General features: G+C 41.2%; 17 protein-coding genes. All 17 read left to right on the forward strand.

What is annotated here, in order from left to right:
* The first annotated feature begins 33 nt into the window (after positions 1-33).
* The 17 genes from D3P96_RS00375 to D3P96_RS00455 all read left to right on the forward strand — a co-directional run bounded on the left by D3P96_RS00375 (position 34) and on the right by D3P96_RS00455 (position 14,252).
* On the forward strand, positions 34-1,485 hold the full coding sequence (locus D3P96_RS00375; RefSeq protein WP_124942460.1) for an o-succinylbenzoate--CoA ligase: 1,452 nt from the start codon (positions 34-36) through the stop codon (positions 1,483-1,485).
* Positions 1,486-1,791: 306 nt separating this feature from the next.
* Entirely contained in the window at positions 1,792-2,487 is a 696-nt protein-coding gene (locus D3P96_RS00380; RefSeq protein WP_124942461.1) for a response regulator transcription factor, read from the forward strand.
* A gap of 8 nt (positions 2,488-2,495) precedes the next feature.
* Positions 2,496-3,743 carry a sensor histidine kinase gene (locus tag D3P96_RS00385; RefSeq protein WP_244919041.1) on the forward strand — a complete coding sequence of 416 codons (1,248 nt, stop codon included), beginning with the start codon at positions 2,496-2,498 and terminating at the stop codon, positions 3,741-3,743.
* 50 nt (positions 3,744-3,793) lie between these two features.
* The gene (gene mutY, locus D3P96_RS00390; RefSeq protein WP_124942462.1) at positions 3,794-4,897 is read left to right on the forward strand and encodes an A/G-specific adenine glycosylase; all 1,104 of its coding nucleotides are present in this window, start codon (positions 3,794-3,796) and stop codon (positions 4,895-4,897) included.
* 124 nt (positions 4,898-5,021) lie between these two features.
* On the forward strand, positions 5,022-5,741 hold the full coding sequence (gene rsmG / locus D3P96_RS00395; RefSeq protein WP_124942463.1) for a 16S rRNA (guanine(527)-N(7))-methyltransferase RsmG: 720 nt from the start codon (positions 5,022-5,024) through the stop codon (positions 5,739-5,741).
* A 19-nt stretch (positions 5,742-5,760) separates the two neighbouring features.
* Entirely contained in the window at positions 5,761-6,531 is a 771-nt protein-coding gene (locus tag D3P96_RS00400; protein ID WP_124942464.1) for a ParA family protein, read from the forward strand.
* On the forward strand, positions 6,518-7,408 hold the full coding sequence (locus D3P96_RS00405; protein WP_124942465.1) for a ParB/RepB/Spo0J family partition protein: 891 nt from the start codon (positions 6,518-6,520) through the stop codon (positions 7,406-7,408). The genes D3P96_RS00400 and D3P96_RS00405 overlap by 14 nt, the downstream gene beginning before the upstream one ends.
* Positions 7,409-7,425: 17 nt before the next feature.
* On the forward strand, positions 7,426-7,614 hold the full coding sequence (locus D3P96_RS00410; protein ID WP_072152386.1) for a DUF951 domain-containing protein: 189 nt from the start codon (positions 7,426-7,428) through the stop codon (positions 7,612-7,614).
* A 21-nt stretch (positions 7,615-7,635) separates the two neighbouring features.
* Entirely contained in the window at positions 7,636-8,739 is a 1,104-nt protein-coding gene (ychF, locus tag D3P96_RS00415; RefSeq protein WP_124942466.1) for a redox-regulated ATPase YchF, read from the forward strand.
* A gap of 11 nt (positions 8,740-8,750) precedes the next feature.
* A complete protein-coding gene (locus tag D3P96_RS00420; protein ID WP_124942467.1) occupies positions 8,751-9,494 on the forward strand; it encodes a DUF1129 family protein in 744 nt (247 codons plus the stop codon).
* A gap of 48 nt (positions 9,495-9,542) precedes the next feature.
* Positions 9,543-10,232 (forward strand): response regulator transcription factor, encoded by a 690-nt coding sequence (locus D3P96_RS00425; protein WP_057744882.1) that lies wholly within the window; start codon positions 9,543-9,545, stop codon positions 10,230-10,232.
* 18 nt (positions 10,233-10,250) lie between these two features.
* Positions 10,251-11,372: a sensor histidine kinase gene (locus D3P96_RS00430; RefSeq protein WP_124942468.1), complete on the forward strand. Its 1,122-nt coding sequence runs from the start codon at positions 10,251-10,253 to the stop codon at positions 11,370-11,372.
* Positions 11,373-11,554: 182 nt separating this feature from the next.
* Complete coding sequence (locus D3P96_RS00435) at positions 11,555-12,103, forward strand: hypothetical protein (protein WP_124942469.1); 549 nt, start codon at positions 11,555-11,557, stop codon at positions 12,101-12,103.
* The gene (locus D3P96_RS00440) at positions 12,087-12,629 is read left to right on the forward strand and encodes a hypothetical protein (RefSeq protein WP_124942470.1); all 543 of its coding nucleotides are present in this window, start codon (positions 12,087-12,089) and stop codon (positions 12,627-12,629) included. Before D3P96_RS00435 ends, D3P96_RS00440 begins: the two co-directional genes overlap by 17 nt.
* Positions 12,630-12,647: 18 nt before the next feature.
* Positions 12,648-13,148 (forward strand): hypothetical protein, encoded by a 501-nt coding sequence (locus D3P96_RS00445; protein ID WP_124942471.1) that lies wholly within the window; start codon positions 12,648-12,650, stop codon positions 13,146-13,148.
* A 13-nt stretch (positions 13,149-13,161) separates the two neighbouring features.
* Positions 13,162-13,704: a hypothetical protein gene (locus D3P96_RS00450; RefSeq protein ID WP_124942472.1), complete on the forward strand. Its 543-nt coding sequence runs from the start codon at positions 13,162-13,164 to the stop codon at positions 13,702-13,704.
* 23 nt (positions 13,705-13,727) lie between these two features.
* Positions 13,728-14,252 (forward strand): hypothetical protein, encoded by a 525-nt coding sequence (locus D3P96_RS00455; protein ID WP_124942473.1) that lies wholly within the window; start codon positions 13,728-13,730, stop codon positions 14,250-14,252.
* Positions 14,253-14,389: the final 137 nt, after the last annotated feature.

Consider the following 14,389-nt stretch of genomic DNA (forward strand, 5'->3'; position numbering starts at 1 on the left):
TGGTTGTGGGCTTTTTTATTGAAGGAGGCTAGCATGCAAAATTGGCTACAAAAGCGCGTTGCATTAACGCCAACGCGAACTGCTTTACGCTTTAATGGCGTAAGTCTAACGTTTCAAGAATTAAATACGGCAGTTTTAACGTTAGCAGGTAAGCTAGCCCGTGTTTTAGACGACAATCCGCGTGTGGCGGTTTTAACGCCCAATACATTATTGGGCTATGAGATGATTTTGGCGCTCCAACAATTGGGGCGTGAAATCGTACTATTGAATTATCGCTTGTCGCCGGACGAACTCGCTTTCCAAATTCACGACGCAGGTCTAACACAAGTTGTTCAATCAGATGCGTATACAGGCCGGTTGGATGCCATTCAACAAGTGACGTTTGAGCAAGTGCAAGCACAAGCACCACAAGGATTTGAACCTGTTTCAGAATTTGCCTTGGATCAAGTGACAACGATTATGTATACCTCGGGGACTACTGGTAAGCCGAAGGGGGTTGAACAGACCTTTGGGAACCATTTCTATTCAGCCGTTGGCTCAATGTTAAATTTGGGACTTACGGCATCTGACGTCTGGATCGCAGCAGTACCAATTTTCCATATCAGTGGATTTTCAATTATGATGCGTTCTCTGATTTACGGCATTACCGTCCAACTGTATGAACGTTTTGATGCAGGAAAAATTAATCGGGACATTATGACTGGTGATATTACCACAATCTCAGTTGTGCCAACGATGCTAAAAGACTTGCTTCAAACATTACCAGCAGGGCAACAGTATCCCGATAACTTTCGGACGATGTTACTTGGTGGTGGCCCGGCTGATTTGGCAACGCTACGACAGGCACAAGCCGCTAATGTTGAAGTGGTGCAATCATACGGGATGACAGAAACAGCCTCGCAAATTATCGCATTAGACCCAGCTGATGCCATTGCGAAAATGGGTTCAGTCGGCAAACCATTGTTTCCAGTTGAATTAAAATTAGCATATCCAAATGATCGCGGGATTGGTCGGGTTCAAGTAAAATCACCAACTTTGACGGTGGGTTATTTAAATCAGCCAGAAAAATTTGCAGCGTCATTTGAAGAGGGTTGGTTTGATACAGGCGATATGGGATATCTGGACGATGATGGGTACCTTTATCTGGTTGGAAGAGAAGGTGACATGATTTCATCAGGTGGCGAAAATATTTTCCCGGACGAAGTTGAGTCAATGTATCGTGAAATGCCTGGAATCAAGGAAATTGGTGTTGTTGGGATTCCAGATGAAAAGTGGGGTTCCGTACCGGTAGCGTTTGTTGATGTGGAGCCCGGAGTTAATGTATCGGCGGCTGACCTAATTACGTATGGACGTGAACATATCGCGCATTATAAGGTGCCAAAGGCATTTTATCGCCTAACACAAGCATGGCCTCGCACCGCAAGTGGTAAGTTACAACGTTATCAATTGCAACAATTTATAGAAAATGACGGGAAAATAAGGTGATTTTTTTGCCAACTGAATAGATGGTGTTATAATAGAGACATTCTAGGAAAGGGGGTGATACGATTTGAGTAATGTAGAATTACAACAAATCGTGTCGCCCTTGTAGAGGAAACAAGGGCGACACGATCTGTTAAAAAACAGAAGTGTCTGTGGTAGTGATATCACAGTCCGGATGCGTTGATTATTTATAATCAACGCATTTTTTTTAAAACTTAAAGCCTAGATAAAGCTGGTTACCTTAAACTGGCGCTACAAGATAATTGAACTTAAATAAAAAATGAATGAATTCAAGAAATGAGGCTAGCGATGGCAGGAGATACAATTAAATTACTAGTTGTTGAAGATGATTATGCATTAAATGATACAGTGCGTGACACCATCAGTGAATTAGGTGACGTCACTCAAGTGCATGATGGGGATGAAGGATTATTTGAAATTGAATCAGGAGTCTATGACGCAGTGATTTTAGACGTGATGCTTCCAGGTGTTGATGGATTTACCATCCTAAAAAAGGCGAAAGAAGAATTTCCTAATTTGCCAATTTTGATGTTGACTGCCAAGGGTGAACTTGCTGATAAGATGCAAGGGTTCGATATGGGGGCTGATGAATATATTACTAAGCCATTCTACAAGGAAGAGTTATTAGCTCGCTTGAAGACGCTTTTGCGCCATACTGGTGTTTTGGGGCAAGATGGTGCGCTTGAAGTGGGTAACATTCAAGTGTTCGTTGACCAACACAAGGTTTTAATTGATGGTAAAGAAGTTAACTTGCAAGGTCGTGAATTTGGATTGCTTGTTTATCTCATGCAACACGTGGGGCAAATCGTTACCAAGGATCAAATCTTTGATCGCCTTTGGGGCTTTGATTCTGACACTTCATTGACTGTGGTCGAAGTTTACATGAGTAATTTGCGTAAGAACTTACGTAAAGCAAATGCTTCAGTGAATATTAAGACACTCCGTAACGTTGGTTATACTCTTTCAGCGGCGGACGAAGATTAGAGGTTTGTATGCGAAAAAACAAACATCAAACGGCGTATGCACCCTATCAAGCGCCGAATTTTGAAAAACTGAAGTTACCTAAGCCACTTCAGAAAATTCGTGAAGAATTGACCCAGCAAGAAAAAATGACGATTTTAATGGTCTGTGGTTTTACGCTTGTCTTCGCATTCATTAGTTTGTTTTCGGTGAGCCAGTTCAGGGAATTGATGTACGATTCACCAAAATCACGTGTGGAGCAAACATTCAATCCTAATTCGGATCCGCGCAAGCGATTGGAACCAGCGCCGGTGATGGACTATACAAGTACCGTCGAACAGGTGTTGAAAATGAAGTCTGGATCAAAGGCGACGGAACGCGAGTTCAATGGTCGTTGGTACTTCTTTGAACGACAAGGCGATAAACTAGCCTACCTTGATATCACCAAGGAACATGAGATTCTTGAAAATGTTTCCCGAAGGTTATTGTGGATATTTGGTATGGCAGAAATTGCCCTGCTCATCCTTTCGATGATGCTCACGCGTTCTAACATGCGGCCGATTATGCGTTCATGGAAACAACAACGACGTTTCGTGGCGGATGCTGCCCATGAATTTAAGACGCCAATGACGGTTATCCAAAATGATCTGGAACGGATGTTGGAACATCCACAAGATACTGTCATGGATCAAGTCGAGAACGTGGCAGGTGCTTTGACAGAAGTCCGCCACCTGAACAATTTAATCGGTGATATGCTAACGTTGGCACAATCAGACGCCGATGTACCAATGTTCAAATTTGATGATTTTGACCTAGCTGAGACAGTGAATGAAGTTGGGGATATTTTCAAATTTAGTGCGGAGGAGCGTGATCAAAAACTTGAAATTGATGTGCCAGAAACATTACCGATGTACGGTGATGAACAACGGATTCGTCAATTACTTATTATTTTGATTGATAACGCCCAAAAATATGCTGGACCTGATAGCGTTGTCACGGTTAAAGCTGAGCAAAAAAATAATTCAATTAAGTTATCCGTTTCTGATACTGGAAGCGGTGTAACTGATGAACAAAAGAAACATCTGTTTGACCGTTTCTACCGTGTTGATAAAGCCCGTTCTCGAACGAGTGGAGGACACGGATTGGGATTATCAATTGCAAAGTGGGTCGTTCAAGGACATCATGGTACAATTCAAGTTGTCGACACTGTTCCACATGGAACAACGTTCAATATCGTCTTACCTAAGACAGCAAAAACTCGAAATGGTAAAGAAAAGTAGCGCGCATAACGCTACTTTTTTAATGTTTAAAACAAGGTGGAAAACTAAAAATGATTGATATGTGGGATGATGAAAAAATTCATGCGTTTCAAAAAACGCTCTTAAAATGGTATGACGAGGCCGGGCGCAGTGAATTGCCATGGCGTTCGGATCACAGTCCATATCGGGTTTGGGTTTCAGAAATCATGCTTCAACAAACACAAGTGAATACGGTGATTCCATACTTCAATCGATTTATGGAGGCGTTTCCAACCGTAGAAGACCTCGCCAATGCGCCTGAAGCGGATTTGCTAAAAGCTTGGGAAGGGTTGGGCTATTATTCACGAGTACGGAACATGCAAAAAGCGGCGCAACAAATCGTGAATGATCTTAATGGCGTATGGCCAGAAACCATGAAAAAATTGGAAGTGTTGAAGGGGGTTGGCCCATATACTGCGGCAGCAATTGCCAGTATTGCGTTCAATGAACCAGTAGCCGCAATTGATGGCAATGCCTTTCGCGTATTTGCTCGACTTTTTGAAATTGATTCGGATATCGCACAACCGGCAACACGTAATCAATTTTTTGAATTAGGCAATCAAATTATTGACCAGGACCGCCCAGGTGATTTCAATCAAGCCATCATGGATTTAGGTTCTTCGTTTATGTCAGCCAAAAATTCTGATCCGGAGCACTCACCCGTACGTGAATTCGATGCATCGTATCAAAACGGCACGACTGACTTGTATCCTGTGAAATCAAAAGCGAAGAAGGCTAAGCCCGTACACTATGCAGCTCTGGTGATTAAACTTGACGATACATACCTGTGGGAAAAACGACCAGAAACCGGACTACTTGCCAACTTTTGGACCGTCCCGCTTTTCAACATTGATGATTTTGTAAACGACCGTGACGTTAATTGGTCAGAAACCGAAATCCAAAATGCGCTTGAAAAACAGTTAGCCGAGCAATATGGTGTTTCGGTTCATTTGACGAAACTTGACTTATCCGCAATTACCCACATTTACACACACCAAAAGTGGTTTGTTTCTGTTTTTGAAGGGACAATCACAGAGCAGCAAGAACCTGTGCAGGGTGAGTGGAAAACAATGGATGACTTAAATCGTGACCCACAACCAAAAATTCAAGAAAAAATTTGGAAAAAACTATCTTAACGGCTTTTAGCGTGAGAATTGTGTTTCACATGAAACATAATTCTTTTTTTATACGATAGAAGTATTGATAACATAGGCATTTTGCGCTATTCTTTTAGTATTGGAATCAGTTTGGAGAAATGAAATGAACCCTGAAGAATTTACGGCGGCTTTACGTCAAAATGGTGTGGACTTAGATGCCCACCAAATCGAACAATTTAATCAATATTATGAGCGTTTAGTTGCGGTAAATGAGCACATGAACTTGACGGCAATTACTGATCAAGAAGAAGTGTATCTTAAGCATTTTTACGACTCACTAACGCTGGCGTTTGCCTACCCTAAACTTCAGGATCAACCACTGAACATGATTGATGTTGGGGCTGGGGCTGGTTTCCCGTCGTTACCACTTAAAATTGTGTTTCCACAATTGAAGATCACGATCATTGACTCATTGAATAAGCGGATTAATTTTTTGAGTGAATTAGTGCAAGAATTAGGTCTTGAAGACGTTACGGTTGTACACGCGCGTGCTGAAGAGTTTGCTGGCAAGAATAGCCCTGAACGTGAAAAGTATGATGTTGCGACAGCCCGTGCTTTGGCGCGCTTAAATGTGCTTGGTGAATTAACATTGCCATTTGTGAAAGAGCATGGTGTGTTACTTGCCATGAAGGGGAGTCAGGCTCAAGACGAAGTTGAACAAGCCAAGCAGGCGATTAATACCTTAGGTGGTAAAATCCAATCTGAAATTGATGTGACGTTACCAAATGGTGACCCACGTACCGTGATTGTGATTGAAAAGGTTCGTAAGACACCTAAGAAGTATCCACGCAAGCCTGGTGATCCAGTAAGAAAACCATTGTAGGCAAAGAAAGGATGATTTGATGGGACACGTTATTGCATTAGCAAATCAAAAAGGTGGTGTTGGTAAAACAACGACCACAGTTAACCTAGGGGCGTCATTGGCTACGCTAGGAAAAAAGGTGTTACTCATTGATACGGATGCGCAAGGTAATGCAACATCTGGATCAGGCATCCAGAAATCAACAATTGAACGTGACGTTTATGATGTTTTAGTAAACGAGATGCCAATTGAAGATGCAATCTTACCAACGGCTCATCCAGATATGGACATTGTGCCAGCCACAATTCGTTTAGCTGGAGCAGAGCTTGAGTTAGCACCCGTCATGGCCCGCGAACTCCGTCTGAAGCAAGCGGTTGAAGGCGTTCGTGATAAGTATGATTATATTTTGATTGACAATCCACCTTCGTTAGGCTTGGTGACAATCAACACATTCTCAGCCGCGGATTCGATTTTGATTCCGGTCCAAGCAGAATACTATGCTTTGGAAGGTTTGGGACAATTGATGAATAACATGCAGTTGGTCCAACAACACTTCAATCCAGATTTGGAAATTGAAGGTGTTTTGTTGACGATGGTTGATACACGCACAAACTTAGCCAATGAAGTTGTCGACAGTGTTCGGGATTACTTTGGTAGTGAAGTTTACGACACAAATATTCCGCGAAATGTCCGTTTGTCTGAAGCGCCATCGCATGGCTTGCCAATTATTGATTATGATAATAAGTCACGTGGTGCAGAAGTCTACCTAGATTTGGCAAAGGAGGTCTTGGCAGCTCATGGCGACAAGTAAGAAGAAGTCTATTTTAGGCGATGGTGGTGGACTAGGTGCGCTTTTTGCTGACCAAGGTCTTGATACATCGGTTAGCAATGAAGATGCGGTCCGCGAATTGCCAGTCACATCAATTGAAGCAAATCCATTTCAACCACGTCATATTTTTAATGCCGATGCGTTACTTGATTTAACGGCATCGATTAAGGAAAACGGCGTTTTGCAACCAATCATTGTGCGTCACAGTCCTAAAGACAGTCAAAAGTATGAAATTTTGGCGGGTGAACGCCGTTGGCGTGCGTCACAATCAGCAGGCTTGGAAACAATCCCAGCGATTGTACGTAAATATACGGATGAACAAATGTTGCAAGCTTCTATTTTAGAGAATTTGCAACGTGAGGATTTGACGCCACTTGAAGAAGCGCAAGCATACCGCGATATGATGACGGCGTTGAACTTGACGCAAGAACAAGTTGCCAAGCGCTTAGGAAAGGCGCGTTCAGCCGTAGCTAATCTGCTGCGTTTGTTGAACTTGCCTGATGAAGTTAAAGCGATGGTCGATGCCGGTGATCTATCAATGGGGCAAGCGCGAACATTGCTTGGTTTGCACAATAAGCGACGGATTATCCCAGTTGCCAAGCGCGTTGTACGTGAAGGCATGACTGTGCGTCAAGTTGAGCAATTGGTCAATAAGTTGAATGAACAGTCTGAACCACAACCTAAAACTGATGAAAAGTCAGCCTATCTGGCTGAAACGCAATCAGCATTGGAAGATAAGTTTGGCACTAAAGTCAATGTGACCCGTAACCGTAAAGGGGCCGGAAAAATTGAAATTTCATATTTGTCAGACGACGACTTAAATCGGATTTTTGATGTGTTAGATATTTCATTAGATTAATCTGAAGGAGGGCGACGATGTACGAATTAAATGATATTGTCGAAATGCGTAAAGGTCACCCTTGTGGTGCTAACGCATGGAAAATTGTGCGCATGGGCGCAGATATGAAAGTTGTCTGCCAAGGTTGCCAGCGCCAAGTCACATTGACGCGCCACGATTTCGACAAGCGCTTTAAGCGCGTTTTAGAAAAAGCAAACGAAGACTAAAAGAAAAAGAGGGATTAAGAAATGGCTTTAACAGCAGGAATTGTCGGTTTGCCCAACGTTGGTAAGTCAACACTATTTAACGCGATTACTAAAGCAGGGGCGGAAATGGCCAACTATCCTTTCGCCACAATCGAACCCAACGTGGGAATGGTTGAAGTACCAGATGACCGTTTGGTCCGAATTCAAGAATTAGTACCAGCCGACAAGGTTGTGCCAACGACTTTTGAATTTACTGACATTGCCGGAATCGTTAAGGGTGCTTCACAAGGTGAAGGACTTGGAAACAAGTTCTTGGAAAACATTCGTCAAGTGAACGCAATTGTGCATGTTGTGCGTGCGTTTGATGATGATGATATTACGCACGTGACGGGTGTCGTTGATCCGATTGCGGACATCGAGACCATCAACACTGAATTGGTTTTGGCTGATTTGGAAGCTGTTGATAAGCGCTATGCTAAGGTTGAAAAGATGGCTAAGTCAGCTAAGGATAAAGATGCCGTGGCTGAATTTGAAGTTTTGGAAAAGCTAAAGCCAGCCTTGGAAGCTGGTAAGCCAGCACGTTCATTGGACTGGAACGAAGAAGAACAAAAAATTGTGCAAGGCTTGTTCTTGTTGACGTCAAAGCCTGTGCTTTACGTGGCGAACGTAGCTGAAGATGACATGGCTGACCCAACTTCAGGTAAGTATTACCAACAAGTTGCGGAATATGCAGCGCAAGATCATGCAGAAGTGATTGGTATCTCAGCCCGTGCCGAAGAAGAAATCGCTGAAATGGATGATGCAGACAAGCAAGAGTTCATGGAATTGCAAGGAATTACAGAACCTGGTTTGAACCGTTTGATTCGTACGGCTTACCACTTGCTTGATTTGCGTACATTCTTTACCGCTGGTGGTAAGGAAACCCGTGCCTGGACCTTTAAGGCTGGAATGAAGGCACCGCAAGCAGCTGGTGTCATTCACTCAGACTTCGAACGTGGATTTATCCGTGCCGAAACAGTTGCCTTCGACGATTTGGACCAACTTGGTTCAATGAAGGCCGTTAAGGAAGCCGGAAAGCGTCGCTCTGAAGGTAAGGAGTATGTTGTCCAAGATGGTGACATCATGGAATTCCTATTCAACGTATAGTGGAGAGAAAAATGACTGAAAATAAAAATCAAAACCAAACAGCGCCGGCGTTGAAGACACACGCTGAGTTAGCTGAAAGTGGTTTAACAAAACGTAACCAAGAATTCATGTGGCAGGTACAATCATCAGCCAATGATGATCAAATCAATGCTGGTTTGGTTGCTGAGATTGAAGCAAAATTGTTAGAAGCGCAAAAGTCTGGTGCAACAGCTAAGCAAATTTATGGTACGCCAGAAAACGCTTTGGGAATTAAGACAAAGGAAGTTCGTCAAAGTCAATCAGGACAACAAGCATCAATCAACTATGCGGCCAACGGCTTCTGGAAGATTGCGGTCGACAACAGTTTTGTCTTCTTCATGATGTTTAGTTTGATGTTTGGGATTATGTTGCTCTTTAGTGCCAAGCAAGTCACAGCATCAGGTCAAAGTGTTGGATCATTAGGTTTGACGGCCTTAATTCTGACGTCAATTACTGGTGGGGTTTTCTTCGCTGGATGGACCATGTTGATGGCACCAAATGCAGAAGGTCAACGTCGTAACGTGATTCTTCGAATTGTTGGGTCATTGGTTATCTTTGCGGCATGGTTTGGGTGCTACATGGGATTCGGTTTGATTCCAACAGTTGTGAATCCAATCTTGCCAGGATGGATTTACTTGATTCTTGCCGGACTTTCATTCTTGGGATTCCAATGGTGGCGTCGCAAGACCGGTATGCAAGGTGGTTTCTTAGGTGGTGCTGGTAAAGCACGCAAGTAATGTACGGCTGTAATGGCGTACCGTCAACCTGGAATAGGGGTGAATTGAATGAAAATATTGATTGTTGATGATGATCATGAAATTGCAGAACTACTAGAAATTTATGTTAAGAATGAAGGTTATGAACCGATTTCAGCCGACAATGGTAAGGACGCCTTGAAGAAGTTGCGGACAAACCCAGACGTTGGTTTGGTAATCTTAGACATTATGATGCCTGAAATGGATGGAACTGAAGTGGTTAAGGAGATTCGTAAGGATAATCCAATTCCAATTTTGTTGCTTTCAGCTAAGTCAGGAGCCATGGATAAAATTCAAGGATTGATTCAAGGGGCGGATGATTACGTCACGAAGCCATTTAATCCATTGGAAGTGATGGCGCGTGTCCGTGCACTTTTGCGTCGTTCACAAAACGGCATGCAACAAGAAGCACCAGAAATTCTTGATATTGGACCATTGACGATTAATAAAGATAGTCATGAAGTGAAGACGGCTGATGGCGTTGAAGTGAATTTGACGGCTTTGGAATTCGGAATTCTCTATCTTTTGGCGTCACATCCAAATCGTGTCTTCAGTGCAGATGATATCTTCGAACGTGTCTGGCAACAAGAGTCAGTGGTTTCAGCTAAAACAGTCATGGTGCACGTTTCGCACCTACGTGATAAATTAGAAGAAGCAACTGGCGGTAATCAAGTTGTCCAAACCGTTTGGGGCGTGGGCTACAAGATTGAAGTCTTATAAGAAAAAAGGAAATTAGGGATGAAACATAATACTTTAGAATGGGTGGTCTTCACCCTTAAGAGTGTCGTTTCGGCCCTATTTTTTGTGTTCGCCTTTTATGGCGTGATGGGCTTGTGGCTATTAACGCAACAAGCAACGCTAACCCAAGCGACGCTCACTAGTGTGTGGACGCAACATACGCTCGCTGCTATTTTGGCAGCTGTAGTTACGCTGATTGGGTGGGTTTTATCGGTGCGCTATTTCCATACGCAATTGCAATTAACATCATTAACGCAAGCGGTGAATGAATTAGGTGTACAAGTAAAGAATGCAAAAGATATGGACGGAAATCCGGCAGTCACGGATCTTAAATTAGGCCGACGCCTACGACCAATGGCAAAGAGTGTGGATGATCTTTACATGGCTGCACAAAATGCCATGGAAGAGGAACGTGATATTGAACGTTCTAAGGATGAGATGATTACGAATGTGTCGCATGATTTGCGGACACCGTTAACATCAATTTTGGGTTACTTGGGATTGATTGTGAACGACTCACCGCAAACGCTGACGGTTGAAGATGCAAAGCAGTATGCGACGACCGCTTTCAGCAAGGCCCAACAAATGAAATCATTGGTTGAAGATCTATTTGACTACACGCAGGTGAAGCAAGTGGACTTCAAATTACGTTGGGCACCCTTGGATTTGGCCGCCCTACTCCAACAATTGTCAGCTTCTTATGAACTAGAAGCAAAACAAAAGGATGTTGTGATTTCAGCGGTAACTAATCCAAAACGGATTGAAATGATTGGTGACCCGGATCAATTAGCCCGAGTCTTCATGAATTTGATTAGTAATGCGTTGAAGTACGGAAAAAATGCGACGTTTATTCGTTTATCAGCCAAGATTATTGAAGATGAGAATGTGGTTGAAGTACGGGTTACGAACAATGGTGATCCGATTCCAGCCGATTCAATTGATCGTTTATTTGATCGATTCTATCGTGTGGAGAGTTCACGTAATACTGGTACAGGTGGGACCGGACTTGGTTTAGCTATTGTCAGTAGCGTGGTTGAAGCGCATGGCGGAACAATTGAAGTTACCTCTGATCCAGAGTTAACGAGTTTCATTATTCGTTTGCCATTGCAAGAAACTGAATAATAAAAAAAGCATACGTTATGGCGTGTGCTTTTTTATTGTTTAAATTATTTGGGAGAAATTTTGCATTTTTAAATTATTTTTGATAAATTACCCTTAATAATCCACCAAAATAATGTGTTTATTTGGAAGATGGCATGATGAGCTTGGAATCTAAAACGATAAATAGCCCTTAGGAGGTTTTCATGAAAGATAAGACAGCGAAACCTAATTTAACTATGGAATATGAAATTAAGGATATTTATAAAATTATAGATGATCTCATAGATACATCCATATACCAAAGGATATTTTTTTTAGGTGAGATTTCAGGTGGGATAACATCTACTGATTTTTGGTGTATTGAGGAGGATGATAAAATATCTGATTTCGTAACTTACGAAGAAGGAAACGAAGGAACTGATGATAAATTGACTGCAGATATACTTGAGATGAATCAATTTTTGACGCAGAAAAATATGAAAAATTTCAACCAAATATTTATTGAGTATACGTTTCAAAAGGAAGAAATAGTAGCTAACGTTGCGTTGGATTATTTTGATTGGCCTGAGGAGGGCTTTGCTATGTACGGGGTACCTGACTATTATTTATCTAAAGCATTGGGGGAGAAGTACGTTACTAATTTCGGAATGGAGAATGTTGAAAAAATGACGAAGTATGCGGAAAGTCATGAGGCGGAAACGGCATTTAATTATCAGTTTAAAAACGAGAGAAAAGATGAATATGAAATTTAGAAAAGTACCCTTTGAAGAGAGACTACATGAAGAAATTAATGATACCTTTCGATTTTTGAATACGTCCTTAGATTTGTCTGACATTGGGCATATATTTTATTGGGGACAAGTATATGGCAATAGTAAAAGTGTTGGTTATTGGTATGTTGATGAAACTACAAAAATTATTGTTGATTCAGTGAATGGGGTGAATTACATTCTATTTCGTAGAATGATTGCTGAAGTTTCTATGTTTAAGAAAATGTTTTCGGATAACAATATGAAACCATACATTCAAGTGTTGATTGACTTTGATATGACTGGTTCACAAGTCATTGCTAATGTAACTTTTGATAGTTATGACTGGAGAAAATTAGATTTTGATCTGGAATCTGTGTGGGATTATTACAGAGTAGAAACGGTTGGATCAGAGTATCTTAAGAATGGCGACAACTTGGCAGATGTTAACAAAATGCAGGAATATGCTGCTGAACATGATGAAACTTTGCATTATCAAGTTGTTGTGGATGATTTTAGATCTAATTAGTAATAGCTGGGGGGACATATGGAACATAAATTGAATGTATTTGATGAAAAAATAGAACGACAGGTCGATAATATATTTGAGGTTATTAATAATCTTGTGGACCTAACTAACTGTTCAAATCTCTGGTTTTTTGGTAATGAATACGATGGGCTCTCATCCGTGAATTTTTGGTATGTTGGTGCAGATAAAAGGTTAAATGAATTTGCAGAATATCACAGTGAAAATCAAGGGATTGGTGAAAAATTGACAGCAGATATGCTTGAAATTGATCAGTTACTAATAGGTCAAGGTGATCGTCCGTTTCGACAAATTTTGATTAATTATACTGTAAATGATGATGGAGGGATTCCGAAAATTAGTCTCGATTATTATGATTGGCCAGAAATTGGTTTTCCACTATTTGCAGCAGACAACTATTATAAATCAGTGACTGTTGGCGAGAAGTATGTAAAACAATCTGATAGACGCGTGGTTCATGAAATGTTAGCTTATGTGAATGCACAGGAAAATAATAGTTAAGAAGAGGATTGGCATGGATTTTAAGAAAGTACCTTTTGAAAAAAACTTAATTTTTGAGGTGAATGAAACATTTCAAGGAATAATTTCTACCATAGATGCAACACAGGTAGGACATTTATTTTTTTGGGGGGAGTTGTATGGAGATACTACCACAGATGATTTTTGGTATGTAAATGAAGAAAATATGTTGATTGAGGACTCAAAAAGAGTTGGTGAAAATGAATATATATTATCGTTGAGAATGTCAGCTGAAGTATTTCTTTTTGAAAAGATGTTTTCAGACCATCAATTGGAACCATATATCCACGTTCTTATTGATTTTGACATGACTGGTTCACAAGTGGTGGCCAAGTTAACGTTTGATAGGTATGACTGGAGACACTTAAATTTGGATCTGAGTCCGGATGCTGTGTGGGATTACTATACGGTAGAAACTGTCGGACCTGAATATCTTGAAAATGATGATAACTTGGCAGATATTCACAAAATGCAGGAATATGCTGATAAACATGATGAAACTCTGCATTATCAAGTTTTTGTGGATGATTCAGAATAAAAATAAACCGGGGTGTGGAGTAGATGAGCAGTGCAGAAGATCAAATTATTGAGATTATTACAGATATTTGGCAAGTTACCGATGAAACGATCGGAGATGCTGATTTCTGGGATTTGTACTTTTTAGGTAAAAATCATGAAGGCAATCTTGATGCTGATTTCTGGTTTTTGGATCGTAATCAAGAACTTGTTTTCTTTTCAGAATTTGTGGAATCAGGAGTGGAGTCCTCAGAAGAACATCAAACGCATTTAAATGCGTATCGTGAACTTGTGAAGGAACTTGTATCAGTACTAAAAGGTGACCGCGATGATTCCGTTGCCCAAGATATCTTAATTACCTTTGGGAATAATGATGGTGATATCTCACTTGACACAACCATTAACTATGTTGATTTGTTAGCGGGCGGATTTGATGAAACCGACATTCTCAATTACTATTTGATTGAGACAGTCGGTGATGACTTTGTTCAAGAAAATTGTGAAACGAAGGCAGAGCGAATTGAGCATGTTCGTAAGATGCAAGAGTATAAGGAAACACATTCAAATTAGTTTTTTGGAACACAGTAGGCAAATACCTACTGTGTTTTTTTGTTCAAGAGAGATTGGTTTAACCCCTTGGGTAAAGCTATTAGAACTGGTATAGTAAGTGTTTGTACTGATAAAAGGTAAGTTAGCATCACGCATAA

The organism is Weissella viridescens, from assembly GCF_003862435.1.
In the GTDB taxonomy this organism is placed as follows: domain Bacteria; phylum Bacillota; class Bacilli; order Lactobacillales; family Lactobacillaceae; genus Weissella; species Weissella viridescens_A.

Excerpts from the sequence above, each read along its gene's own strand:
- D3P96_RS00375 (WP_124942460.1), top strand. The coding sequence starts at position 34 with ATGCAAAATTGGCTACAAAAGCGCGTTGCATTAACGCCAACGCGAACT.
- D3P96_RS00380 (WP_124942461.1), top strand. The coding sequence starts at position 1,792 with ATGGCAGGAGATACAATTAAATTACTAGTTGTTGAAGATGATTATGCA.
- D3P96_RS00385 (WP_244919041.1), top strand. The coding sequence starts at position 2,496 with ATGCGAAAAAACAAACATCAAACGGCGTATGCACCCTATCAAGCGCCG.
- mutY (WP_124942462.1), top strand. The coding sequence starts at position 3,794 with ATGATTGATATGTGGGATGATGAAAAAATTCATGCGTTTCAAAAAACG.
- rsmG (WP_124942463.1), top strand. The coding sequence starts at position 5,022 with ATGAACCCTGAAGAATTTACGGCGGCTTTACGTCAAAATGGTGTGGAC.
- D3P96_RS00400 (WP_124942464.1), top strand. The coding sequence starts at position 5,761 with ATGGGACACGTTATTGCATTAGCAAATCAAAAAGGTGGTGTTGGTAAA.
- D3P96_RS00405 (WP_124942465.1), top strand. The coding sequence starts at position 6,518 with ATGGCGACAAGTAAGAAGAAGTCTATTTTAGGCGATGGTGGTGGACTA.
- D3P96_RS00410 (WP_072152386.1), top strand. The coding sequence starts at position 7,426 with ATGTACGAATTAAATGATATTGTCGAAATGCGTAAAGGTCACCCTTGT.
- ychF (WP_124942466.1), top strand. The coding sequence starts at position 7,636 with ATGGCTTTAACAGCAGGAATTGTCGGTTTGCCCAACGTTGGTAAGTCA.
- D3P96_RS00420 (WP_124942467.1), top strand. The coding sequence starts at position 8,751 with ATGACTGAAAATAAAAATCAAAACCAAACAGCGCCGGCGTTGAAGACA.
- D3P96_RS00425 (WP_057744882.1), top strand. The coding sequence starts at position 9,543 with ATGAAAATATTGATTGTTGATGATGATCATGAAATTGCAGAACTACTA.
- D3P96_RS00430 (WP_124942468.1), top strand. The coding sequence starts at position 10,251 with ATGAAACATAATACTTTAGAATGGGTGGTCTTCACCCTTAAGAGTGTC.
- D3P96_RS00435 (WP_124942469.1), top strand. The coding sequence starts at position 11,555 with ATGAAAGATAAGACAGCGAAACCTAATTTAACTATGGAATATGAAATT.
- D3P96_RS00440 (WP_124942470.1), top strand. The coding sequence starts at position 12,087 with ATGAATATGAAATTTAGAAAAGTACCCTTTGAAGAGAGACTACATGAA.
- D3P96_RS00445 (WP_124942471.1), top strand. The coding sequence starts at position 12,648 with ATGGAACATAAATTGAATGTATTTGATGAAAAAATAGAACGACAGGTC.
- D3P96_RS00450 (WP_124942472.1), top strand. The coding sequence starts at position 13,162 with ATGGATTTTAAGAAAGTACCTTTTGAAAAAAACTTAATTTTTGAGGTG.
- D3P96_RS00455 (WP_124942473.1), top strand. The coding sequence starts at position 13,728 with ATGAGCAGTGCAGAAGATCAAATTATTGAGATTATTACAGATATTTGG.